24 protein-coding genes are annotated in these 22,829 nt (G+C 41.0%); 14 read left to right on the top strand and 10 right to left on the bottom strand.

Annotated elements, in window-relative coordinates:
• Positions 1–29 precede the first annotated feature (29 nt).
• The 4 genes from G4P69_RS10105 to G4P69_RS10120 all read left to right on the top strand — a co-directional run bounded on the left by G4P69_RS10105 (position 30) and on the right by G4P69_RS10120 (position 4,508).
• Entirely contained in the window at positions 30–524 is a 495-nt protein-coding gene (locus tag G4P69_RS10105; protein WP_208345892.1) for a hypothetical protein, read from the top strand.
• Positions 525–1,602: 1,078 nt separating this feature from the next.
• The gene (locus G4P69_RS10110; protein ID WP_310833790.1) at positions 1,603–1,968 is read left to right on the top strand and encodes a response regulator; all 366 of its coding nucleotides are present in this window, start codon (positions 1,603–1,605) and stop codon (positions 1,966–1,968) included.
• Positions 1,969–2,082: 114 nt separating this feature from the next.
• Positions 2,083–4,182, top strand: coding sequence for a methyl-accepting chemotaxis protein (locus G4P69_RS10115; protein ID WP_208349585.1), 2,100 nt, complete (start codon positions 2,083–2,085; stop codon positions 4,180–4,182).
• A 35-nt stretch (positions 4,183–4,217) separates the two neighbouring features.
• Positions 4,218–4,508, top strand: coding sequence for a hypothetical protein (locus G4P69_RS10120; RefSeq protein WP_208341167.1), 291 nt, complete (start codon positions 4,218–4,220; stop codon positions 4,506–4,508).
• A gap of 22 nt (positions 4,509–4,530) precedes the next feature.
• Here G4P69_RS10120 and G4P69_RS10125 read toward each other — a convergent pair whose 3' ends face one another.
• On the bottom strand, positions 4,531–5,475 hold the full coding sequence (locus tag G4P69_RS10125) for an SGNH/GDSL hydrolase family protein (protein ID WP_208341168.1): 945 nt from the start codon (positions 5,473–5,475) through the stop codon (positions 4,531–4,533).
• 261 nt (positions 5,476–5,736) lie between these two features.
• Positions 5,737–6,288 carry a hypothetical protein gene (locus G4P69_RS10130; RefSeq protein WP_208341169.1) on the bottom strand — a complete coding sequence of 184 codons (552 nt, stop codon included), beginning with the start codon at positions 6,286–6,288 and terminating at the stop codon, positions 5,737–5,739.
• Positions 6,289–6,333: 45 nt separating this feature from the next.
• Between G4P69_RS10130 and G4P69_RS10135 the strand changes: the two genes are divergently transcribed.
• The 4 genes from G4P69_RS10135 (at position 6,334) to G4P69_RS10150 (ending at position 9,049) form a co-directional block, all read left to right on the top strand.
• Positions 6,334–8,058, top strand: a complete 1,725-nt coding sequence (locus tag G4P69_RS10135) for an SUMF1/EgtB/PvdO family nonheme iron enzyme (RefSeq protein WP_208341170.1) — start codon at positions 6,334–6,336, stop codon at positions 8,056–8,058.
• A 173-nt stretch (positions 8,059–8,231) separates the two neighbouring features.
• Positions 8,232–8,588 (top strand): hypothetical protein, encoded by a 357-nt coding sequence (locus G4P69_RS10140; protein WP_243902318.1) that lies wholly within the window; start codon positions 8,232–8,234, stop codon positions 8,586–8,588.
• Positions 8,585–8,785 carry a hypothetical protein gene (locus tag G4P69_RS10145; protein ID WP_208341171.1) on the top strand — a complete coding sequence of 67 codons (201 nt, stop codon included), beginning with the start codon at positions 8,585–8,587 and terminating at the stop codon, positions 8,783–8,785. Before G4P69_RS10140 ends, G4P69_RS10145 begins: the two co-directional genes overlap by 4 nt.
• A 126-nt stretch (positions 8,786–8,911) precedes the next feature.
• Entirely contained in the window at positions 8,912–9,049 is a 138-nt protein-coding gene (locus G4P69_RS10150; protein ID WP_208341172.1) for a hypothetical protein, read from the top strand.
• Between the two features lie 78 nt (positions 9,050–9,127).
• Here the strand turns inward: G4P69_RS10150 and G4P69_RS10155 are convergent, their stop codons facing one another.
• The 4 genes from G4P69_RS10155 to G4P69_RS10170 all read right to left on the bottom strand — a co-directional run bounded on the left by G4P69_RS10155 (position 9,128) and on the right by G4P69_RS10170 (position 10,707).
• Positions 9,128–9,391 carry a hypothetical protein gene (locus G4P69_RS10155; protein WP_208341173.1) on the bottom strand — a complete coding sequence of 88 codons (264 nt, stop codon included), beginning with the start codon at positions 9,389–9,391 and terminating at the stop codon, positions 9,128–9,130.
• 26 nt (positions 9,392–9,417) lie between these two features.
• Positions 9,418–9,738, bottom strand: a complete 321-nt coding sequence (locus G4P69_RS10160; RefSeq protein ID WP_208341174.1) for a type II toxin-antitoxin system RelE/ParE family toxin — start codon at positions 9,736–9,738, stop codon at positions 9,418–9,420.
• Entirely contained in the window at positions 9,731–10,024 is a 294-nt protein-coding gene (locus tag G4P69_RS10165) for a type II toxin-antitoxin system Phd/YefM family antitoxin (protein ID WP_208341175.1), read from the bottom strand. The genes G4P69_RS10160 and G4P69_RS10165 overlap by 8 nt, the downstream gene beginning before the upstream one ends.
• A gap of 107 nt (positions 10,025–10,131) precedes the next feature.
• Positions 10,132–10,707: a Uma2 family endonuclease gene (locus tag G4P69_RS10170; protein WP_208341176.1), complete on the bottom strand. Its 576-nt coding sequence runs from the start codon at positions 10,705–10,707 to the stop codon at positions 10,132–10,134.
• 160 nt (positions 10,708–10,867) lie between these two features.
• Here G4P69_RS10170 and G4P69_RS10175 point away from each other — a divergent pair, with 160 nt between their 5' ends.
• The 5 genes from G4P69_RS10175 to iscB all read left to right on the top strand — a co-directional run bounded on the left by G4P69_RS10175 (position 10,868) and on the right by iscB (position 17,596).
• Positions 10,868–11,506, top strand: a complete 639-nt coding sequence (locus tag G4P69_RS10175; RefSeq protein ID WP_208341177.1) for a Uma2 family endonuclease — start codon at positions 10,868–10,870, stop codon at positions 11,504–11,506.
• Between the two features lie 31 nt (positions 11,507–11,537).
• Entirely contained in the window at positions 11,538–14,408 is a 2,871-nt protein-coding gene (locus tag G4P69_RS10180) for a glycerol-3-phosphate acyltransferase (protein ID WP_208341178.1), read from the top strand.
• A 563-nt stretch (positions 14,409–14,971) separates the two neighbouring features.
• Positions 14,972–15,670, top strand: a complete 699-nt coding sequence (locus tag G4P69_RS40220) for a WD40 repeat domain-containing protein (protein WP_313890541.1) — start codon at positions 14,972–14,974, stop codon at positions 15,668–15,670.
• An 88-nt stretch (positions 15,671–15,758) separates the two neighbouring features.
• The gene (locus tag G4P69_RS10190; RefSeq protein WP_243902319.1) at positions 15,759–16,079 is read left to right on the top strand and encodes a hypothetical protein; all 321 of its coding nucleotides are present in this window, start codon (positions 15,759–15,761) and stop codon (positions 16,077–16,079) included.
• A 197-nt stretch (positions 16,080–16,276) separates the two neighbouring features.
• Positions 16,277–17,596, top strand: coding sequence for an RNA-guided endonuclease IscB (iscB, locus tag G4P69_RS10195; RefSeq protein ID WP_208341180.1), 1,320 nt, complete (start codon positions 16,277–16,279; stop codon positions 17,594–17,596).
• Between the two features lie 297 nt (positions 17,597–17,893).
• On the opposite strand, the gene G4P69_RS10200 is transcribed toward iscB, so the two are convergent.
• From G4P69_RS10200 to G4P69_RS10210, 3 genes are all read right to left on the bottom strand, one after another.
• On the bottom strand, positions 17,894–18,220 hold the full coding sequence (locus tag G4P69_RS10200) for a hypothetical protein (protein ID WP_208341181.1): 327 nt from the start codon (positions 18,218–18,220) through the stop codon (positions 17,894–17,896).
• 248 nt (positions 18,221–18,468) lie between these two features.
• Positions 18,469–18,705: a hypothetical protein gene (locus G4P69_RS10205; protein WP_208341182.1), complete on the bottom strand. Its 237-nt coding sequence runs from the start codon at positions 18,703–18,705 to the stop codon at positions 18,469–18,471.
• 75 nt (positions 18,706–18,780) lie between these two features.
• Positions 18,781–19,029: a hypothetical protein gene (locus G4P69_RS10210; RefSeq protein WP_208341183.1), complete on the bottom strand. Its 249-nt coding sequence runs from the start codon at positions 19,027–19,029 to the stop codon at positions 18,781–18,783.
• A gap of 937 nt (positions 19,030–19,966) precedes the next feature.
• On the opposite strand from G4P69_RS10210, the gene G4P69_RS10215 reads away from it, so the two are divergent.
• The gene (locus G4P69_RS10215) at positions 19,967–21,991 is read left to right on the top strand and encodes a DNA/RNA non-specific endonuclease (RefSeq protein WP_208341184.1); all 2,025 of its coding nucleotides are present in this window, start codon (positions 19,967–19,969) and stop codon (positions 21,989–21,991) included.
• Positions 21,992–22,065: 74 nt separating this feature from the next.
• Here the strand turns inward: G4P69_RS10215 and G4P69_RS10220 are convergent, their stop codons facing one another.
• Positions 22,066–22,767, bottom strand: coding sequence for a cupin domain-containing protein (locus G4P69_RS10220; protein ID WP_243902321.1), 702 nt, complete (start codon positions 22,765–22,767; stop codon positions 22,066–22,068).
• Positions 22,768–22,829: the final 62 nt, after the last annotated feature.

A 22,829-nucleotide genomic window follows, 5' to 3' on the forward strand; every position in this document is an offset into this window, starting at 1 on the left:
CTAACAAAATTGGTGTGAGGAATCAGGAAATGAAGCATCTTAAGCATTTGATCTCAGTTGTTTTACCCAGTTCAGTTTTAAGTTTTGTCCAGTTCACCCAACCAGTACAAGCTCAAATAGCATATGGGAGCTACGTTGGTATAGGTCCAACAGCAGGTTTGACAAACGGGGGGCAGGTAGGAGGGGTGATTGCGTTCCGCTACAAGCTTTTAAAAGCACCAGTTTCTTTCCGCACCCAAGCTTTAATCGGTCAAAGTACCGCCCTTGTACCGACCGTTTCCTATGACTACCCCATCAACTGGCAGACTGATGCCTACCTGGGAGCTGGTCTTGTTTTGGCTGGTGGTGATACACGTTCTCCTGTTGGTAATAAAATTGGCTTTGCCTTGCAACCAGGAGTTGATTACGTCTTACCAAATAGCAACACCGTTATTTTTGGTAACGCCATTATTGGTTTTGATACCTATCGTAATGGTGATGGAACAGCTTTCTCTTTACAAGGTGGTGTTGGTTTGAGGTTCTAAAAATTCTCTTCAGAGATAACACAGAGCAGGAAACCCAGACTTTTAACTGTGGGATTGAAGCAAGGACGCGGTTTTTCTTGCTCTGTGCGTCTCGAAAAACATCTTTTTTTTGAAGTGGGCGATCCCAAAACTGAAGTTTTTCTACCCAATTTTACTCCCTACTCCCTTACTCTTGAATAAATAGCTTTTGACCAAGAAGACATAAGCTTTCTTTCTCTCGTTATTGTTGATGGGTAGTTAACATATTAGATGATTGATATTAACTGTTTTAAAAAGTATTTATTAAATTGGTTATCAACATTGTAAAACCTTTAGAATAAAATCATATTCAACAGAATGAGTATTTTTCTTGATATTCTCTTCACTCAAGGATAAAGATTTATGGATTTTTTGCGAATATTATTCATATGGGACAGGTATGAGTAATATTTATCAAATTTGTAGTAATATAGTTATGACAACCTACTTAGTAACTAACCATTTTGTTTTTTTGCAATACAAGATTACTACCTTTATCGATTCTTGTTTTTTATTAAAACTTGCTTATCCAGGGTGACTACTCATCACAAAAGAAAGTTGGAGTGGTCTTGATGAATTATGAATAAATTTGCTTTTTGTAACTTGGTTAGCATTATTTGTCCGTATAGACTTTTGCTGACTAAATTGAGTATTTGCTCACAACTTTTACAAGTTTACGGTCTTAACAACAGAAATATTGGTGAGTATAGCAGAGCAATAGCACGTTTATCTTGCTAACAAATACCCTTTACAATCTAAAATCGCTATTGCACTGTCTGTTTGAGTTACCCGCATCTAACAAAAGCTTTTAAACTGGGTTGAACGATCTCTGCAAAAGCGCTCTTGTTAATAAAAAGGAGTCAGGAGACAGCTGAGACATCCGCCTGAATACACGACCAGGGGATGGTGTTTTAGGAAAAGTTTGAACCCTTGTTTCGTCCACTAGGGATGAGGTTTTAAACCAGTATTTATCATTAGAAGTATAGATATATTCGTTTTGTGTACCAATGATTGAGGAATACTATAATTTTTTGAAAAATTCAAGGGAGTTAAGTATACTGTGTTAAGCACAATTTTAATTGTAGAAGATTCTCTCAGCCAACTAGATTTAATGTGTCATTATCTTAGAGATAGTGTTTCTCGAATCATTAAAGCCACTAATGCTAAAGAAGGGTTGGAAATAGCGCTGAAAGAAAAAGTGGATCTGATAATTATTGATGTAGTCATGCCTGGAATGAGTGGGTTTGAGCTATGCCGCTTTCTAAAAAAAAATCCAAAAACCCAAACAGTTCCAATTGTAATTTGTAGTTTAAAAAATCAAGAAATTGATCAATTGTGGGGTATGAAGCAAGGTGCTTCAGCCTATATCACGAAACCTTTTACTAGAGAAGATTTGTTACGTGCTGTGCAGTTAGTCGCAGGATGAAGATAATTAAATAACTCTAAATAGCAAAATTAACAAAAAGACAATTTCTAGAGTAGAATATATGTAATAAATATAATTTAAATAATTTAATTATACGAATTGTAGGGATACCGTATGGTTAGAAAATATGGAACAAAACTAAATAATATAGATAAAAGTAGTAATTTTCTTGAAAAAAGAACTTTCAAAAAATCAATAGATAGTGTGACTAAGAATAAAACAAAAAATACTAATTCTCTTCCTAAAAAGAGACTCTTACCTATAAAACAAACAAGCCTACGCACCAAAGCGATCGCTTTCGCAATGGCTATTAGCATTCTACCAGTATTGGGAGTTGGAATCGCTGCCTATGATTTGGTAAACCAGTCAACAGTAGAGCAGAGCAACTCTACCCAGAATAACAACGCGTTTGTACAACAAAGACAATTATTACTTGTCTTAGAGATGGGAACGCTGTTAACAGCATTGATAGTAGGTGTGAGTGCTGTGCTTATTACAAATCGCCTGGTACAGCCTATTATAGCTGCAACGGCAGCAGTGAAAAAAATGGGTGAGGGGAATCTTGAAACTAGGGTTGCTATCCAAGGGGACGACGAACTGGCTGCCCTAGGCTCTCATATTAACCAGATGGCAGACCAGCTACAAGAATTGCTAGAAAAACAAACAGCTGAAGCCGAACGATTGAAGTTGTTTACAAACTTCTTGTCTGGGAGCCTTAACTTAGAAAATGTATACAATTTAGCAGTTGAAGAGATCCGAAAAACTTTGCAAGCGGATCGGACGGTGATCTATAAATTTGACGAAAATTCTCAAGGAAGCATAATTGCTGAATCAGTTCTTCCTAATTGGTCAGAGGCTAGGAAAGTAAGCATCAATGACCCTTGTTTAAGTAATTATGTACAACGATATCCCAAAGGAAACGTTGTCGCAATTAACAACATTTACGAAGTAGGTCTTTCAGAGTGTTATCTTCAACAACTTGAATCATTAGAAGTTAAAGCTAATTTGGTGGTACCAATTCTCGTTGGTGAGCATGTAGTAGGCTTATTAATCGCCCATCAGTGTTCTCAACCTCGTAGATGGCTAAAGTCTGAAATCAGTTTATTTGAGCAATTTGCAACAATCGTTGGACTAGCTTTAGAACGAGCCAATCTTCTTCAACAAACACAAGAAGCACTTTCTCAAGCAGAAAGATTTTCCGAAGAGCAAAGTCAACACGAAAAACATCTACAACTACAACTGTTACAAGTCATTGAGTGCATCGAAGGAGTATCGCGAGGAGATCTAACAGTGCGTGCAGAAGTTACTTCTGGCGAAGTTGGTATCGTTGCTGATTTTTTCAATGTGATTGTGGAAAGCTTGCGAGAAATTGTTATGCAAGTGAAATCAGCTTCTACCCAAGTTGGTCATGCGATCTCCGATCACTCTGGAGCCATCAATCAAGTAGCCGACGAAGCCTTCAAACAAGCACAGCAAATAAACAGTACTCTTGATTCTGTTGACCAAATGACGCATTCGACTACAACGGTAGCCAACAAAGCTAAACAAGCAGCTGTGATTGCTCATAATGCTTCTCAAAGCGCCGAAGCAGGATGTGAGGCGATAGATCTCACCGTGGAGAATATTATAAGGTTGCGAGACACAATGGCGGAAACCACGAAAAAAGTCAAGCGTCTTGGAGAATCTTCGCAACATATCTCTCGTGTGATAGCGTTGATTAACCAAATTGCTTTACAAACTAACTTGTTAGCTATTAATGCAGGTATTGAAGCTGGACGTGCAGGTCAAGACGGACAAGGTTTTGTGGTAATTGCTGAAGAAGTTGCTGTACTAGCAGCTCAAAGTACATCCGCAACTTCAGAGATTGAAGAAATTATTGCTAATATCCAACTTGAAACGAATGAAGTCGTCAAAGCGATGGAAATAGGAACGACACACGTAGTTCAAGGAACTTATCAAGTACAAAATACCAAGCAAAGTTTAATTCAAATTCTTGACGTGAGTCGTCAAATAGATGAATTGGTACAGTCGATTTCTACCGCTACAGTATCCCAAGTTCAAACATCTAAAGAGGTTAGCTACTTGGTGAAAGAAATTGCTAAAGTATCTGAAATAACAAGCTCTTTATCTCGTCAAGTTTCTGCTGCTCTCCACCAAACAGTAGAAATTTCTGAAAAATTGCAAGCTAGTGTTGGTACTTTTAAAGTTGATTAAAGGAGTCGGCGAGAATAATCCCAATTATCAGAAATATGTCTAAATTATTACAAAATATGATTCTCTTTGTACTTATAGTACTTCCTGGCTATGCTGCTACATTTGTATCCACTTACTGGGGTATCAACGACTTCATTGCCTTGGTAGCTGCTAACCGACAATTTGACGCACTGGTAAAACAAGGAGCCGGGCAAAGAGAACTATTCATCATCGCCCATCGGGAGAATACTCATCGTATAAATGTTGGCTTTGATGGAACTTGGATCTTATTGGGAAGCATCCTAGCTGGTGTCGGAGTACAAAAGATGATGCGTAATAGTAAATAAAATTTGTTGCATACACTGCAAATCATTTTTCAATTTTAACAATACATTGCGAAATCACCTCAGCCACAACTTGATTACCTTGCAAGTTCATGTGTATATGATCTTGATATAAGTTCTTAACATCCTTGGTTGAGTGAAATACGGGTAAAAAGTCTATGTAAGTGATTTGCTCTATCTGCGCAAATTCACTGAGGCGTTGCCGTGCTTTGATTTCGTAATCGCGAGATCCAGGTTCGCCGATTTCTCGTAGTAACGGAGTCATAACTAAGAGAAATTCACTATTGGCTTGGTGGGTTAGTGCTATGATTTTGCTAATTGCATCTAGATTCAAACCAACGCGATCGCCCTTTTCATCAGATACCGCTTTCATTTCTGGTATTGGTTTTGGCTTTGCAACATAACGGGTGAAGAACTCCGCCAAAGCTAGAGGTGGTTTCTTGTCGGGGTAATTGCGATCGCGTCCTACTGGTAAAGAAGTAGGAGCAGTCGCAAACAAATCATCAGTATTAATGAGTAAAATTACCACCTGAGCGTTAAAACTACCGAACCGTTTTAAATAAGCTAATTCATTTCTTGGTCCCCAAGAGTTAGCAGAAGCATTCAGCACTTCCACCTGGTTAAATTTACCCTTCATCGCGACACTTAAAAACTGCGTCATCAAACTAGAGATAGTATTAGCCTGATCAGTCCACCAACCACCATTAGCAATAGAATCCCCTAAAATCAGCACTCTAAAAGTAGACGGTGAGCATGTTTCTTGTATAGACTCACCCCGCATAGAGTACTCATTAATCCTGATCCGATTACCAAACCGACGAGTTCGCTGATTAGGAGCCAACAAATAACCAATATACTCATCCGCAACATAAATCAGCGGATTCCCAAACCCTAATATACGCAGTCCCACCTCTAAAACTACCAACAATCCCACCACAACTATAAAAATTATCACCAACACTTCCTGCACCTTCTAATTTTCTTTGTTCGTAGTTGCGCTTTAGCGCATTCAACTCCAACAACAAGCCTTTCAATTACAAATTTCTAAATTCAAACCGGTGCGTTGCGCTCCGCGACAACACACCCTACATGGAGAATCGTACAATCGTAGGTTGGGTAGAGCGTCAGCGAAACCCAACGACTACCAGGTAATGTTGGGTTTCACTTCGTACCCCTACGGGGAAGCAAGCTACAACCCAACCTACACTTTTGACTTTCAGGAGAAGGGGTGCTACCTCCCCTTTGCGAGATCAGCATAAATAAAAATCTCAACACCTAAAACGATTAAAAGAATAAGCTCAATCCAGCCAAGAACACGAACCCCTACCGAAACCTCTGATACCAGCGACCAAAAAGCTACCAGCGCAACCACACCAGAAAAAACAAAAGTAATCTCGTCAACAATTAACTGCTCTATCTTACGTCGTCTTCTACGGTTATCACTTCTGTGGGCTATTTCCCAACCAAAAATAGATTCAAAGTCTGGATCACCAGTATATTCCTTAACTTTTTCCACCAGAGTCAGACGAATATATCTCCCAATAGCCGTGATTTTTTCATCATTGACAAGATAAGTCCAACCAAGGATCAAACAAACCCAAGGAATCACCAAAAGAGCATAGTAATTAGCTTTATTAGCAATAGCAAGAGAAATGATTGTACCAAACAACCCTAGCGTCACGTAAAGCAGATTATCACGAAAGCCGATTCGCTGCGTTTGCTCTGATTTGAGTTTCTCGTATTCTTTGAGATACACCTCAAACATTTTCTGGTTATCACTCATAATATTTAAAATATTAAAATAGGATCTTACTCTAAAGATTAACCTATGGCTTTGCCTTGCGCAGTTATACTGACCGCTATTCCCATAGAATATATGGCTGTTCGTATCCATCTCACAGGAGTGGAAGAGGAGATTCATCCCCAAGGAACGATTTATGAGCGAGGAAAATTTACTGCAGGTAAAACCTGGGAGGTGGGGATTGCTGAGGTTGGTGCGGGAAATTATAACGCTGGGATCGAAGCAGAACGAGCGATCGCGCACTTTAACCCTGATGTGATATTTTTTGTTGGGGTAGCAGGTGGTATTAAAGATGTTGCTCTTGGCGATGTTGTAGCAGCGACAAAGGTATACGGTTATGAGTCAGGTAAAGCAAAACTCACATTTGAACCCAGACCAGATGTCGGACAATCTGCATACAATTTAATACAGCGAGCTAGGGCTGAAGCAAGGAAACCAGACTGGCTGCAAAGATTAACAGTTAGCACAAATACTCCTCCCCGTGCATTTGTCGCACCGATCGCAGCAGGGGAAAAAGTCCTTGCTTCAACGCAATCGGAAATTTGGGAGTTTCTCAGATCAAATTATGGTGACGCGATCGCAGTGGAGATGGAGGGGAGGGGTTTACTGCAAGCAGCTCATGCAAACCATCAAGTATCTGCGCTGATTATTCGAGGAATTTCTGATTTAATTGATGATAAGGGCCGAACAGATAAAGCAGGTTGGCAAGAGCTTGCAGCACGTCATGCTAGTGCTTTTGCTTTTGAAGTTCTGGCAAAGTTTGTGCTTTCTGGACAATCATCACAACCAGTGGTTGAAGAAGTTAAATCAAAGACTCCAAATCCCCAAGAATTACCGCGATCTGGACAATCATCACAACCAGCCGTTGAAGAAGTTAAATCAAAGACCCCAAATCGCCCAGAATTACCGCGATTTCCTTTTGAGGTTGTCACTGTTGATTCTACAGGAAAAATAATTAAACGCGAAAGCCGAGAAGCTGAATACTTTCTCGAAGACCTTGGTAATAACGTTACTTTAGAAATGGTCGCTATTCCTGGCGGTATATTCACAATGGGTGCGCCTAAAACTGAACAAGGGAGTTTTGACTGGGAACGACCTCAGCATAAAGTTACCGTTCCGTCCTTTTTTATGGGTAAATACCCTGTAACTCAAGGACAGTGGGAAGCTGTAGCGATTCTCCCTCAAATTAACCGAAAACTCAAACCCGATCCATCTAGGTTTAAACGAAAAGATCTTCCTGTAGAAAGTATTTCTTGGGATGATGCAGTTGAATTTTGTGCTAGACTATCAAAAGCAACCGGACGCAATTACCGATTGCCCAGCGAGGCTGAGTGGGAATATGCTTGCCGTGCCGGAACGACTACCCCGTTTCATTTCGGAGACACTATTACTCCTGAGCTAGCAAACTACCGTGCAGAAGATAACTACAGGCAAAAGACAACTCCTGTTGGCAGCTTTCAAATTGCTAATGCCTTTGGTTTATATGACATGCATGGTAATACATGGGAATGGTGTGGTGATGATTGGCATGAGAATTATGTCGACGCACCAAACGATGCAAGCTGTTGGTTAACCAATCAAAAGAAAAATTGGTTAGACAATCTATTAAATATCAAGCTGCTGCGTGGTGGTTCGTGGAGCGGCAATCCGAGGGTCTGTCGTTCGGCGTATCGCGGCAGGGGCGCGCGCGGCAACTGGAACGACTTTGTGGGTTTTCGCGTGGTTGTGGTTGGTGCAGCCAGGACTCTTTAGCCCTTTACACTCTTGCCCTTTTGCTCTCTACCCTTCTTGAGCCCTTCCGCCGTAGGCGGATAAATTTTTTTCTTATTTTTATCCTATCCTACATAATATGACACGAACGATGTTATTTTGTCAACAGGTTCGGGGAATTAAGAAATAAGGTGTTGTGTATTGAATTCGCATAAGTGTCTAAAATTTTAGCTAGAAGCGATCGCACTATTGTTCATGGCGTTTCAAAGTGGTGCGATCGCTATAATAAGACCAGTATCACTGAGGAAAAATCAGCAATGTCCATTACTCTCGACCTTCCTCCGAAAATTGAGGCACTACTGCGACAGCGTGCTGAAAGTACTGGACAAGATATTTCGCAAATGGCGCTAGCGGTTTTGACTTTAGGGCTGAGTTTAGACAATCAAGATTTTTTTGAGGCTTTAAAAGGAATCCAACAGGGGCTTGATGATTTCGAGCAAGGAAAATTTTCGAGTTTAGAGGACTTTATTGCCGAGCAAAATCAAAAGTATGGATTGTCTCTTGAAGCATGACATACCGGATTGATTTCTCTAGCGTTGCGAAAGCTGAAGCGGATGCAGCATTCTTAAGTTATTCTCAGTTTACCACAGCTGACCGCGCTCAAGTTTGGTACCAAGGGCTAATTAACGCGATCACGGAGCAAGAAATGCCTCGGCGCTGTGCGATCGCTCTAGGATTTAAATATTTGGGATGCGATTGGCTACGATGACCCAAAACCATACTCCAAAGATTAACTAAAAAATTTATTATAAACTTCCCACAGCAGGCTAACGAAAGGAATACAATCAAAGCGGACAGGTTAGCACTGTAATATTTTAAGGAGCATTACAAAGCCATGTCAGACTTGAACCGAGGAATCATGAAGTTTGAGGGTGCTGATTCTCCGAAAATCGTCACCATCTCTACTGTGATCATTTTAGGAGCGATTACTGCCCTAATTATTTGGGCGCTCCGAGTAGCTTACGCAGTTTAACAGTTATCGGTTATTAGTAAACAGTTATCACGCCCACCATAGGTGTTGCTCACTGATAACTGTTCACTGTCCACTGTTTTAAGCTGCTGAGCCGGGGTTTAATTGTGCAGCAGCTAGCTGAATTTGTAAAATTTTGTTTTGCTCTCTCAGCATTCCTGGTGAATCGATCTGACAATCGTCGAAAGTTACAGAGTATACATCTAGAAAGTGAGCTATTGCTAACTCAATCACTAATTCTGGGGGAATTTGGTTTTGTTGAGAATATTCCTCTATTGCTTGCCTAATACGTTCTGGCAAGTAATCCAACATATTTTTTAGTTCGCTTGTTTGGCTTCCTTGCATAGTGCTCACTTATCAGATTTGTACTATCACTCATCTAGATCGAGGGGTTTTTGCGCACTGTGACGGACAAAGAGGACATATACGTTAGTGTCGTGGACAGTAAAAAGAATCCGGTATACTTTCCCCTTTTTTCCATAGAAGAGTTGTCGTAGCTCCTCGTCAAAGAGGTCATTTTCAAAGGCGAGGGGACAACGAAGTGGCATTCTTTCTAGCGACATGATTGCTTGAAACAGCCCGTTCATCCATAGAGTTGCGGAGTTAGGTGAGTATTGTGCGATCCAATCGTGAGCCTGCCGAATGCCATTCCGTGCTTCGGGTGTGATGATAACCCGGTACAACTCACTCATCTGAAATACCGAGTTCTTGGCGAAGTTCTGCAATTACCTCGTCAGCAGGACGACCTTCGCCACGCTTTACCTGCTCTAGGGCGCGGCGGATGCTTTTAACGGTGTCTACAAACTCGGCAGCTTCGAGCAAAGCTTGGTAGGATTCGGCATCCTGTACCACAAGCTCAGCTTTGCCGTTCACTGTGAGTACCAGAGGGTGCTTAGTTTCCTTCATGCGTTGTACGAACTCAGTCGTATTGCGCTTAAAATCGGTAAGCGAGTGAATGTCTTTGGCGAGGTCAATCATAATTAGCACATTATAAGATGCTAACTAAATGCTATACCATCTCGACCCACTATTCAAGATAAAGGCTATGTATGCTACTCGCTTTTTTGTTCCTTGACAAATTGTAGTTACCAAACTGGTTGCAAATTGAGTATAAATCCAGGTAAAACACTCTCACCACAAAGAGTTTGAGGTAATTTTAAAACTTCCACATCTTGTCCCGGACGATAAATTGCTACTTCCTGTAGTTTTCTGTTTATCAACCAACCTAAACGACAACCATTTTCTATATATTCTTGCATTTTATTCTGAGTTTTTTTCAAGCTGTCGTTAGGTGAAAGTATTTCAATGACGAAATCAGGAGATAGAGGAATAAATTTTTCTTTCTGTTCTTTAGTCAAAGCACCCCAGCGAGATTTTTCTACCCAAGAAACATCTGGAGAACGGTCAGCACCATTTGGTAAAGTAAATCCAGTTGATGAATCAAAAACTTCGCCACTCTTGGTTTGGTTGTTCCAAATCCATATTTGAGCGTTAATAGCAGAATTAGTTTTTCCTGTTTCTCCTCCTGTAGGCGGCATTATAACCAATTCTCCTTGGGCATTGCGTTCTAATTTTAAATCGGGATTTTCTTCACAAAGTTGATAAAACTGCTCTGTTGTCAGTTTAATTACAGAATTGAGGTTTAGTATAAGTGCTGTCATAGGAGCATCTCCCGTTTTTGTTCGCTAGCTAGGGGAATCACCTCACGGTAAAATTGTAACTCGACAAGCTGTAGATGCAGGGTAAGCGACAGCAGTAAAGGCGATCGCTTTCCAAATGTAGATCCCCTAAAATAAAGCCAAGAGATTTTCGGTTAAACCCATGACTGCTAAACTGCTCACACCACTGCATGAAATTATTCACCTGTCGGGGATTAGCTGGCAAACCTACGAAACGCTGTTGGAAGAATTGAGCGATCGCCGTTTCCGGCTGACTTACAATCGTAGCAATCTAGAAATTATGGCTCCTTCTCCAGAACACGAACTTGGCAAAGAAGTCTTAGGTCGCTTCGTGGAAACACTGGCTGAAGAATTGGAAATAAAAATCTACCCTCTTGGTTCTACCACCCTCAAACGTTCTGAACGCAGTGGTGTAGAACCCGATAAATGTTTCTACATTCGCAATATTACTGCGGTTCGCCGAAAAAGAAGATTGGATTTAACACAAGATCCAGCACCTGATTTAGTTGTGGAAATTGATATTACGAACAGTTCTCATAATCGCCTCGAAGTTTATGCAGATTTGGGTGTAGCAGAAGTATGGATTTATAACGGGGAATCTCTAACCATTAAGCAATTGCAAAATGACACCTATATAACCTCGCAAACAAGTCAATTTTTTGTGAACTTACCCATTCCAGAGATTGCTGGATTTTTACAACAAGCTGAAACCACCGACTATCTGGAGTTAGTGAAAGTATTTCGTGATTGGGTCAGAATTAAGAGGGATCTCTTAAAGTAATAGAAAAATTGCTAGAATCCAATTAAACGAGATGTTTAAACTCTGGGGTATCTTAGTAATTGTCATCGTTTGCCCGCTTCTAGGAGCGCTACCGTTGATTTCGTGGATGACTCAGGCTTTGAGCAAGCGGAATTTAGCAAACATTGGGACTGGTAATGTTAGTGTCTCAGCGGCTTTCTACCATGGTGGTACACTAGTAGGAATTCTGGCTGTTTTTTCGGAAGCTTTTAAGGGTATTGCAGCGGTTTTGATTGCTCGTGCTTTCTTCGGGAATGGCTCTGCTGAGGAATTGGTAGCTTTAAGCACCTTAGTACTGGGTCGATATTGGGCAAGTAGAGGTGCTGGAACAACAAATGTTGTATGGGGATTTTCGGTACATGATCCGCTAGCAACAGTATTTGTATTTTTACTTGCAAGCGCCAGCTTTACTATTTTACGCTCTAGAAATTTAGGAAAATTTGGAGTTTTAGTTTTATTTCCCCTAATTGTAGCGATTCTCCACCCAGAAGATCCATCAAAAACTTTTGCTGCTATTGGTTTAGCAGTATTGCTGGGCTGGATTTATACACAAATTCCGGATGATTTGAATCTAAGAGTTGAAGAAGCACAAACAGAATCGCAAGCAGCAATGCAATTTCTTCGGGGTGGTCAAACTATTCTATCTCTAGACGACAATTTGGATGCTGCTGTATTTGGTCAGAAAGCGGCTAGATTATCTGAGATTAAGCGATGGGGTTATTCGGTACCGAAGGGATGGGTACTGGCTCCTCTAGATGATCCTAGTACATTAATAGAATTGCTTCAGCCGTCAGATTTATCTCCGTTGGTGGTGCGTTCTTCAGCGATTGGAGAAGATTCGGAATACGCTTCAGCAGCAGGACAGTATGAAACGATTTTGAATGTCACTACTAAAGAGGGATTGGAAGACGCGATCGCGCAAGTTAGATCCTCCTACAATCATCCAGTTGCACTCCAGTATCGGCGAGATCGCTCGTTAAACGAAACAGGAATGGCGGTATTAATCCAACAACAAGTCCAAGGAGTGTTTTCTGGTGTTGCTTTTACCCGCGATCCAATGACTAAGCAAGGGGATGCAGTTATTATTGAAGCATTAGCAGGAAACGCAGCGCAAGTTGTTTCTGGAAGAGTCACACCAGAACAATATAGTGCTTTTGTTGTCGAAACAGAAAACTTTGCCTCTGTACAATTAGAGGGTGAGGGACAAGTACCCGCCGTAATAATAAAGCAAGTAGCTTACTTGGCTAGGCATCTAGAAAAACGTTATCACGGCATTCCTCAAGATATTGAGTGGAGTTACGACGGTCAAACCCTTTGGGTTTTGCAAGCTAGACCTATCAGTACATTGTTACCGATTTGGACGCGCAAAATTGCAGCAGAAGTCATTCCTGGACTGATTCGCCCGTTAACTTGGTCGATCAATCGTCCGTTAACTTGTGGGGTTTGGGGACAACTTTTTTCTTTGGTGCTAGGAGAACGCGCTGCTGGGCTTGATTTTAACCAGACAGCAACTTTGCACTATTCCCAAGCCTACTTTAATGCATCTCTCTTAGGAGAGATTTTTTTACGTATGGGTTTGCCTCCTGAAAGTTTAGAGTTTTTAACTAGGGGAGCCAAGATGAGCAAACCCCCCTTAGAGACTACTTTGCGTAATCTACCCGGATTGATGAAGTTGGTTGTACGGGAATTCTGTTTAGAAAAGGACTTTAATAGAGACAATCGCAGAAAATTCGTTCCTACTTTCTCTCAGTTAGGGCAGCAACCAGTTGATGAGCTTGAACCTGCACAAATACTTAGTAGGATTGACTCTATAATGGAGTTGCTTTACAGCTCAACTTACTACAGTATTTTGGCTCCGTTAAGTGCAGCGTTGCGACAGGCAATTTTTCGGGTGAAGGATAGGGACATAGATAATAGTTTGACTCCAGAGGTAGCAGTGTTGCGATCGCTCCAAGATTTAGCTGCAACCGCGAAACAATATTTACCAGAGTTTGAACCAGAAGAAATCTTTGAAAAATTAGCACAAACGCAACATGGGCAAGACATTCTAGAGAAGTTGGAGAAATTGCAACAACAATACGGTTATTTGAGTGAGGTAGGAACCGATATTGCTGTTCCTACTTGGAAGGAAGAACCCCAAATATTAAGGCAATTATTTGTACAGTTTATTCAGAGAAATGAACTACTAAGACAAGAGCGCCAAAATAAAAAGAAAATAGGGATTGTCAACAGACGTGTGAATCTTAAAGGGCGAGTCACAGAGATTTATTCAAGGGCTTTGGCTGAGTTACGTTGGTGCTTTGTTGGGTTAGAAAAGATTTGGTTGAATTCCGGCTTACTCAAACAGCCTGGAGATATATTTTTTCTAGAGTTTGATGAAGTGCGCCGTCTTATACAGAACTTTGAGCCAGAATTTGCTGAAAATTTACAGCAATTGGTGGAACTTCGGCAACTTGAATTTATAGAAGATAGTCGCCTAAATCAAGTACCCCTCTTAATCTATGGCAATAATCCACCAACCTTGACTTCACAAACAGTTTCCCTAACACCTGAAAGTAATGTATTAAAAGGCATTCCGGCAAGTCCAGGACAAGCGGAAGGTAAGATAAAGGTATTGCGTAATTTTCAAGCTGTGCCAGACATTGGCCGAGATACAATTCTAGTAGTACCTTATACAGACTCAGGCTGGGCTCCTCTACTTGTTAGGGCTGGAGGATTGATTGCTGAAGCAGGTGGACGGCTTTCTCATGGAGCGATCTTGGCTCGTGAGTATGGGATTCCTGCGGTTATGGATGTTCGAGATGCTACTTCAATTTTTCAAGATGGTCAGACGGTAAGGATTGACGGGGAGAAGGGAATCGTGGAAATTTGTATTAAAAATTAAAAATATGTTTTAAAAGAACTCCAAATACAAAAATTAGTATCAATAGTAGCTGAATTTATCGGATTCAAAATCTAAAATATAAGATTATTCAATTTATAGCAAAAAACCTCAGCTAGAGGCTGAGGGTAACACTTATGGTGGGTCTAATTCCTCTATATCCAATATGTTTATGGCTGTATCCGGAAGGATTCCAAAAAAATGAAAAAACCCCCAGCTAAAAGCTGAGGGCGATAATTAGGGTGCATCTACTTCTCTATATCCAGTATTTTTGTCGCTGCATCCGGAAGGATTTAAAAAGTAATAAGTCGTTGCACAAAATTCTATTTATGAAGAGAGAGAATAGTTAAAATAAAGTGTGTAGTTAATTGTATCTGAGTACTTAGAAAAGTAGTTTCTGATTCGGCTTTATCCCAGCCCCTTGAAGAGCGATCGCTTGTTGCAAAGAAAACATAGCAATTTTCTGGTCTGCTGTTAATCCTGAAATTTCGTCCGTTTAGCTTAATTGGTTACAAGAATTCTTTGGATATTCTTAACGGAAAGACTCTACAACAATTGCTACTCCTATTAATTGGGCGCGATCTGTTGCCTTGAGTCCTAATGGTTGTATGTTGGCGAGTACCAGTGAAGACAAAACTGTGATTTTGTGGTCTGTAAGTGATGGTAAGTCTCTGAGAACATTGCATGGGCATACTAGTTGGGTGCGATCTGTTGCTTTCAGTCCAGATGGTTGTATGTTGGCAAGTAGTAGTGAAGACAAAACTGTGATTTTGTGGGATGTTCACAAGGGTGAACGTTTGCTAACTTTACAGGGACACACCAGTTGGGTACAGTCAGTTGCGTTTAATCCTCAAGGTAGAACCTTAGCAAGTGCTAGTGATGACAAAAAAGTGAAGTTGTGGGATGTCCAAACAGGAGAATGCCTTTTAACCTTGCGAGGACATAAGAATCGTGTGCAGTCAGTCACTTTTAACCCAGACGGTAATCTGTTAGCAAGTGCCAGTGGAGACAAAACCGTGAAGTTATGGGATGTTAGTAATACCGATTGGGTATGGTCTGTTGTTTTTAGTCCTGACGGTGAGATTTTGGTGAGTGGTAGCCAAGATGAGACAATCATGTTGTGGGATATCCAAACAGGTGAGTGGTTGAATACATTGCGATCGCCTAGACCTTACGAAGGTATGAATATTACTGGGGTTCAGGGTTTAACAGACGCGACTATTGCTACACTGAAAGCTTTGGGAGCATTGGAAGACGAACAATAAGTGGGTTGATTACGGTTGTTATTGTGAATGGCTATAATCTAATCAACTCGTCTAACGCAGATTGTTTAGAACTTTAAACATAAGAAAAATGAGTACAACTCTGGGCAGACCATCCTCATTGATCCATGAAATTTGCATTGAAAAGGTTGATCGCTGGAATTTATTCAAATTCAGTGAGTCTCTACAAATGCGAATGGAGAACCTTTTAGAAAAGAAGAAAGCAGATCAACTTACACCCGAAGAGGTAGCAGAGCTAGATGCGATTGGAGAGCTAGATCGAATTTTTACTCATATCAATGCAATGGTGGCTGCTTCCCCATCACAAGATCCTTGTTTGTCAGCACCCCTGCCTAAAGGCGAGGGTCTTCTCCCAAGGGGAGACGCCGGAGGCGAACGAGCCTCCCTTTAGGGATAGCTGACCCGTTTAAGTGCTTCGCGCACTACGTTACTGGTAAGTGTTTAAGTTCCTACCTACAGATGCGTAGCCAGTTTGTAGCTCTAGAACCAGACAGCTAAACAGGCTTATAGGGTTAAGCCAGTGTTGTTTGGAAAGTACCGACCAGTAACTTTGACAAGGCTCACATCACCCAGCAATGGAGGGACATCATGTCCAAAATACTAGTAATTGACACTCAACTTAAACCATTAAATCCAATCCACCCGGCGCAAGCACGACAACTATTAAGAAACAAGAAAGCAGCTATTTATAGGCATTTCCCTTTTACTTTAATTCTTAAAGAGTCTCGTTCTGACGTACTAGTTGAACCATTAAGAATCAAGATTGATCCAGGCAGTAAAACAACTGGGTTCGCACTGGTTAACGATTCAACAGGAGAGGTTGTATGGGCGGCTGAACTTCAGCATCGAGGCTTTGCAATTAGGGAATCTCTAAATTCTCGTCGTCAACTGCGTAGAGGGAGAAGAAACCGTAAAACCCGTTACCGCAAACCACCAAAACACGAATGGTTTAGGAAGGGAAATAAACAACCTTGCCCTAAACAACGCAGAAATGGCTGGCTACCACCTAGCCTCATGAGTCGTGTTCATAATATTAAAACCTGGGTTAAACGACTGAGCAAGCTTGCCAACATCACTGCTATATCTCAAGAATTGGTTAGGTTTGACACTCAGTTGATGCAAAACCCTGAAGTTAAGGGCAAGGAATACCAACAAGGTACACTTGCAGGTTACGAAACTCGCGAGTACCTGTTAGAGAAGTGGAGTAGACAATGTGCTTACTGTGGGGTCAAAAATGTTCCACTGCAAATAGAACACATTTATCCTAGAGCAAAAGGAGGAACGAACAGAATTTCAAATCTTACCCTAAGTTGTGAAAAATGCAACCTCAAAAAAGGGACACAAGACATTAAGGAATTTTTGAAAAAGGATCCAAAACGGTTTACTGAAATTGAAGCACAAGCCAAGAAACCATTAGTGGATACTGCGGCTGTTAATGCAACCAGATTTAAAATATGGTCAACATTGAAAACTTTTGGACTCCCAGTAGAAACAGGTAGTGGTGGTTTAACAAAGTTCAATAGAACTACCCAAAACCTTGACAAGACCCATTGGATCGATGCGGCTTGTGTTGGCAAGTCAACTCCTAGCAAGCTAAATATTAAGGGTGTTCAACCACTATTAATTAAAGCTACTGGTTACGGCACTCGTCAAATGTGTGGTACTGACAAACACGGTTTTCCTACCCGTCATCGTAGCAATAAACAAATACATTTTGGTTTTACAACTGGCGACATTATTAAAGCCGTTGTCACCAAAGGAAAAAAGATTGGTTGTTACGTTGGTAGAGTTTTGTGTCGCGCAACAGGCACCTTCGATATTTCAACTCGCAAAGAAAGAGTGGCAGGAATCAGCCACAAATATTGTTCACCAATTCACAAAAGAGACGGTTATTCTTATGGTTCATAGTTTTTCAAATCTCTGGACGGCTTTGGGAATTCGCTCGTGTCGTGTTTCCTCCCGCACCTAAAGGACAGATGTGCCTTCCTGGGTCAGTCACATCCTTGCGGGCTTCCACACGTACCGGAGGTTCTTGGTGATGGGGGATGTAACACTGGTAAGTGTATTACTAAAGTTCAGTGTTTAACAGAAGCGACTATCGCTACCTTGAAAGCTCCAGGAGCATTGGAAGACAAACAATAAATTGGTGGATTACGATTTCTATTCATAGCCGTTACAATTCTTTAAAATACAACCGGGCTGTAATTACATGTCAATCTCAAACGAACATGGTCTTTGGGACACTGATGCTTGTCCAGAATTGTCAAAATTCCCTACTACATCTGGCAGCTTAACTTGCTTACCTTTATCAAATTTCCGGACTAGATCTATCACCCGATTAACTATTTCTGGGTTAAATCTAAACAGTTCTTCAAATGTATTTTCATAGCTGATAATTTCTAATTGACGATTTGCAAGTTGTTTAACTCTTCGAGTAAATCTGAAATGACACTTTGTATCACCAATTAACATCCAGACTTCTACGGAGTGTCTTCTAGGTAAAGGCTGAATGTTTAAAACGTGAATTTTCATGATTGTCTTACCCTGATACTTACGCATTGACATATGTGGGTCAAGTCATTTCTGTTTACCGAAGATCAGTCAAGCGTAACAAGCTAACTCTCCTGTCTCGTTTATAGGTGCCAGATATCATCAACTTATGCAATTGGTGTATAGAAAATTGATGTTTATGACTTCTGCACACAACAGCCTATTCTTAGTTATAAACTGCGTAAGTACTGTTAAACAAGGACTTTGAAGCAGACAACATTGCAAGAGTTCTAGCGCAGAGACTCGAGAATGATAGCTATTCCTATCAAACCCAACAGGATAACGCCGATGGGGAAAACCCAATTTGTTAATAGTGATAGTATTTGTGTAGAAATGCTTGGCACACCCAAACTTGACGAAATAACGTACGCGATCGCAAAGCCTACTAATGCGAGTAGAAAATACTTCAGTCCCTTAAATACAAACTTTAACAGCAGACTATTTCCCTCTCTTACATGTGTTTTCATTGTTTTTCCCCTGATGATTTGAGGTAGATGAAACGTATCCGCTCGTACACCCAAGAAGTTGCCAACATAGTGGTGCTACTTAACTTGAGTATGAGTATTAGCTTGTGAGTTATTGGTACTAGGTTGAAAAGATTGACGATGATTAAAAACAAGTAAGGAAATGATAATTACAATGCTGAACAGCAGCCATTTAGGAAATTGATTACCAATATCCCTTACGTCATACGATTCTCGACAATGGGGACAAAAGTAGATGTTGCTATTATGGGGGTGCTGCTCAAATCGACAAGGAGGAAAAGGATGGTCTTTATATTTACAATTCATTGCAAGGTAGCCTCCTCTCTAGGCTCGAGAAAAAAATAGACTAGTCGCGTGGGAACTCACGTAAACTAGTCACTGGGGTTGGTATCCAACTCTCTCTGGACAGTTGAAGAATTGATTCATTTTTTTTCGCTCACCATCAGTTATATACTGCTTGGTATTTCAAAGGGTGCAATTCTAAATTTTTAAGTCCTTTCGATCAGAAAATTTTACTTTACGAAGAAAAAACCCTTCGGAAATATGAGCATGGCATCTCCAATACCTGGATATTTAGTAAGCCAGCTTATAAGTCATCTATTGCACTACTTTAGTTGCCCACGAACACCACACGAAACGAATCCAGTCGCAGTCCGCGTCCCATTACATAAGCGTCTAAATCTGCCTTCTGGAACCAAAAATTGAGAATTGTTCTCTGAGTGCCCCACTATTCCAAAAACTCTGGGGACTTACAATTTCTGATGATACTACATTCTACAAGCAGCTTGCAAGCTTTACAACCTTAATACTCCTTTGGATAGACAAATTGGATAATCCCGAAAAGTTCTTCCAACATAGGATGGCTTCCTCTTTAGAGTTTAAAAGTATTAGCTTTACTTGCTTGCTATTTAGTATAGCAATGTAGTTCATGAAAAAGCAATATTTTTCATGTTATGTTTTTTGACGATTATGTAAAAGCAAGGAGCGAATTATATATTCGAGAATCCTGGAGTTTTTGTCACCTTTTGCTTACAGAACGTAACTTGTTTGTAAAAACTGAGTATTTTTATCCTAATTCCACAAATAACTGCTGGAATTATTTTTTGTTACGTATTGTTTACGCAAACTCTATTTATTATCAGGAATTACCATTAGTGGCTTTGTAGTATCTAAACGATCGGGTCGATCTACAAAGCTGCTTACGTGTAGTCAGGTAATTATGGAGTCTTAAAAACACATGCCTGTGAAGACAGTAACCTATAATAAGGATTTTCTGGACAAGCTCAAAGACTTGCGATCTCAAGAGGTTTCGACAAACCGGGAAGCTCCCCTATCCGATATAAAGGAGCACGATCGCAGAGCCGACCCTGTAACGATTTTGGCAAGGCGAGTTGAGAACATTGCGGCGAGTGGATCTGGAGTATCCTCATTCGATCTGGAGCGTGTTCTTGGGCGTAACGATTTACTGCCCATTAACTTCCTTCAAAAGGGGACGCTAGCTGCTCGAGCAGTTTGCCGGATTTGGGTTGGAGACCAGTTTGGCTCAAATGGAAGTTGGGGAACTGGCTTTTTGGTATCTCCCAGGTTGCTACTTACAAATCATCATGTGATTGAATCTGTTGATGCGGCAACACGAGCATCAGCCCAGTTTAACTATGAGATGGACATTAGCGGTAAAATTAGAGAAGGCAAATTTTTTGCCCTGACTCCTAATGAAGCATTCATCACAGATCCGGATCTTGATTTCACCCTAGTTGCTGTTGCAGAAAAGTCTGACGATGGACAAGCTAGCCTTGCAGATTATGGATTTTTGCGTTTAGATCCTAACCTCCACAAGGTAGAACCACTAGAATTTGTCAGCATTATTCAACATCCGGATGGTCAGCCTAAGCAAATTGCTATTCGGGAAAACAAAGTTCTCAAAATCGGTAATTCTCAGGATGCTCTCGCAGACAATTTTCTTTGGTATGCCAGCGACACAGCCCCTGGCTCTTCTGGATCCCCGGCTTTCAACGATAACTGGCAGGTTGTTGCTATTCATCACAAGAGTGTAATAGAAAATCGCATCAATAATGGAGTTGAAGAGATTCAACTAAGCAACGGTGAGTGGGTAGCCAAAGAAGAAGCACAAAAGCTTAGTGAAAATCAAATTAAATGGCTTGCCAATGAGGGTGTGCGGACAAGCAAAATTCTCGAGCAAGTAAACAAAATTCAAACTCAACAGGACGGTTCTTCTTCCAAGTTGATTCAAGCTTTCCTTGAAGATGCCAAGAGCATCCGTGTATTCCCAGGTACGACTCCGCGCGAAAGTGTGGTCACTTCGACAGTCACTCCCCCTGATTTATCAAGCGATAAGCCGAGCCTTGAGAGAAAACCTAGTACTCAACCCAATCGTGGAAGTATTCGTCCAGTGAGTTACTATGACGATCGCAAAGGATATGACCCTGATTTTCTAGGAGTTAACATTCCTCTCCCAGAATTGACACCGGCTGCTCTCGCGTTTGGTTCCATCGCACAAGTACAGGGGACGCAAGATAATATCCTCCGCTACACCCATTTCTCAGTCGTCATGTGTGAAACTCGTCGTTTAGCCTTCTTGACTGCTGTCAATATTAACGGTAAGCAATGGGTTGGACTTGAACGAAAGAATGACGAATGGTTTTTTGATCCCCGCATTCCAGAGAATTTGCAAGTAGGAAATGACTTTTACGGCAATGAACCAGGAGGAAACTTTTTTGATCGAGGTCATCTGGTTCGCAGACAAGATCCCATTTGGGGAAATGAAAGCGAGGCTAGGATAGCCAATAGCGATACGTTCCACTTCACAAATTGCTCTCCTCAGTACTTTGAGTTTAACCAATCAGAGCAACTATGGCAGGGGTTGGAAAATTTCATCCTGACCAACACCGATCAAGATGATCTTCTAGCAACTGTTTTCACTGGTCCTATCTTCCAACAAACTGATGTGGTTCACCGAGGTGTTCAGGTTCCCCAGTTTTTTTGGAAGGTTGTTCTGGTAGTCGATGGAGTCGGCACACTGTATTCCAGCGCCTACGTTGTTAGTCAGGAGAGATTCGTTAAGAATATTCCCTTCGAGCGTCTACCCGTTGGTGAATTCAATAACTTCCAAGTGTCTATCGCTAACCTAGAAACCAGAACCGGCTTGAAGTTCTCTGATAAAATTCGTAGGGCTGATGTCTATACTGGTCCCTCTAATGGAAAGGGATTGCGTGGTTTTGGCGATATTGAACACCCTCGCCGCAAATAGGTACTTAAACTAGATCCAAGAAGAATACATACAAGAGCCAGGATTCATTCTGGCTCCTAATATTATGTTCGATATTAAGTAATAATCTTTGTTCGTATTTCCTTAATTTCTCTAGCCGATTGACCCTTAACAAAAGTGCGGTTGATCATTGGATGATCGTCATGAGTTGGTCCTGTGTCGCTATCGGGATGGTAAGCAATGATATCTAGCGTGCTATCGTCGGTAAAAAAGCTATGCTGACCGTTTGTTGGGATCACAAATATTTGGCCTGGAGTTAAGGGAATTTCAACATCTAATCCAGTTCCATCGTCATTTTCTGGGATAATGCAACGTCCCTTACCGCTCATAACAATCCCAATCCTAATTGAGGGATGGGTATGGCGTGTTTGACTAATACGAGGAGGGAAATGTAAATGATTGAGACAAGGATCACCTTTAATTGTTGGTGGTACTAAAAGGCTATCAGAGCAACCATCCATGTAAAGTAACCTACCCTTTTCCTCTACTGGTCCTCCAATCATGAACATCCCATGATACTTAAGACTTGAAATAAGAATTCCCCATCCACCACTAACAGACACAGAACCAGGTACACAAAAGTACATTCCTTTTGCAAGAGTAAATACTTGTTCAAAGCCTGCATAACAAGTAGTCAAATTAGTGAAACCATCGAATACAAACCCGAAATGAGTTCCTTCTTCTCCTACAGTTACTCTTTCTTCACCGCATCCCCACCCATATAACTGTGTAGGATGCTCGTTTGAGGACAAGTCCATTAGCATTCCATTGCGGTGCGTAACTGATATAAAATGTTTGTTATAATAACATGGGATCATGG

The sequence above is a fragment of the Aetokthonos hydrillicola CCALA 1050 genome (genome assembly GCF_017591665.1).
Lineage (GTDB): Bacteria > Cyanobacteriota > Cyanobacteriia > Cyanobacteriales > Nostocaceae > Aetokthonos > Aetokthonos hydrillicola.

What these genes read in the sequence shown, in the direction of transcription:
- G4P69_RS10105 (WP_208345892.1), top strand. Translation starts at nt 30, where the DNA reads ATGAAGCATCTTAAGCATTTGATCTCAGTTGTTTTACCCAGTTCAGTT.
- G4P69_RS10115 (WP_208349585.1), top strand. Translation starts at nt 2,083, where the DNA reads ATGGTTAGAAAATATGGAACAAAACTAAATAATATAGATAAAAGTAGT.
- G4P69_RS10120 (WP_208341167.1), top strand. Translation starts at nt 4,218, where the DNA reads ATGTCTAAATTATTACAAAATATGATTCTCTTTGTACTTATAGTACTT.
- G4P69_RS10130 (WP_208341169.1), bottom strand. Translation starts at nt 6,288, where the DNA reads ATGAGTGATAACCAGAAAATGTTTGAGGTGTATCTCAAAGAATACGAG.
- G4P69_RS10135 (WP_208341170.1), top strand. Translation starts at nt 6,334, where the DNA reads ATGGCTTTGCCTTGCGCAGTTATACTGACCGCTATTCCCATAGAATAT.
- G4P69_RS10145 (WP_208341171.1), top strand. Translation starts at nt 8,585, where the DNA reads ATGACATACCGGATTGATTTCTCTAGCGTTGCGAAAGCTGAAGCGGAT.
- G4P69_RS10150 (WP_208341172.1), top strand. Translation starts at nt 8,912, where the DNA reads ATGTCAGACTTGAACCGAGGAATCATGAAGTTTGAGGGTGCTGATTCT.
- G4P69_RS10155 (WP_208341173.1), bottom strand. Translation starts at nt 9,391, where the DNA reads ATGCAAGGAAGCCAAACAAGCGAACTAAAAAATATGTTGGATTACTTG.
- G4P69_RS10160 (WP_208341174.1), bottom strand. Translation starts at nt 9,738, where the DNA reads ATGAGTGAGTTGTACCGGGTTATCATCACACCCGAAGCACGGAATGGC.
- G4P69_RS10165 (WP_208341175.1), bottom strand. Translation starts at nt 10,024, where the DNA reads ATGATTGACCTCGCCAAAGACATTCACTCGCTTACCGATTTTAAGCGC.
- G4P69_RS10170 (WP_208341176.1), bottom strand. Translation starts at nt 10,707, where the DNA reads ATGACAGCACTTATACTAAACCTCAATTCTGTAATTAAACTGACAACA.
- G4P69_RS10175 (WP_208341177.1), top strand. Translation starts at nt 10,868, where the DNA reads ATGACTGCTAAACTGCTCACACCACTGCATGAAATTATTCACCTGTCG.
- G4P69_RS10180 (WP_208341178.1), top strand. Translation starts at nt 11,538, where the DNA reads ATGTTTAAACTCTGGGGTATCTTAGTAATTGTCATCGTTTGCCCGCTT.
- G4P69_RS10190 (WP_243902319.1), top strand. Translation starts at nt 15,759, where the DNA reads ATGAGTACAACTCTGGGCAGACCATCCTCATTGATCCATGAAATTTGC.
- iscB (WP_208341180.1), top strand. Translation starts at nt 16,277, where the DNA reads ATGTCCAAAATACTAGTAATTGACACTCAACTTAAACCATTAAATCCA.
- G4P69_RS10200 (WP_208341181.1), bottom strand. Translation starts at nt 18,220, where the DNA reads ATGAAAATTCACGTTTTAAACATTCAGCCTTTACCTAGAAGACACTCC.
- G4P69_RS10205 (WP_208341182.1), bottom strand. Translation starts at nt 18,705, where the DNA reads ATGAAAACACATGTAAGAGAGGGAAATAGTCTGCTGTTAAAGTTTGTA.
- G4P69_RS10210 (WP_208341183.1), bottom strand. Translation starts at nt 19,029, where the DNA reads ATGAATTGTAAATATAAAGACCATCCTTTTCCTCCTTGTCGATTTGAG.
- G4P69_RS10220 (WP_243902321.1), bottom strand. Translation starts at nt 22,767, where the DNA reads ATGGACTTGTCCTCAAACGAGCATCCTACACAGTTATATGGGTGGGGA.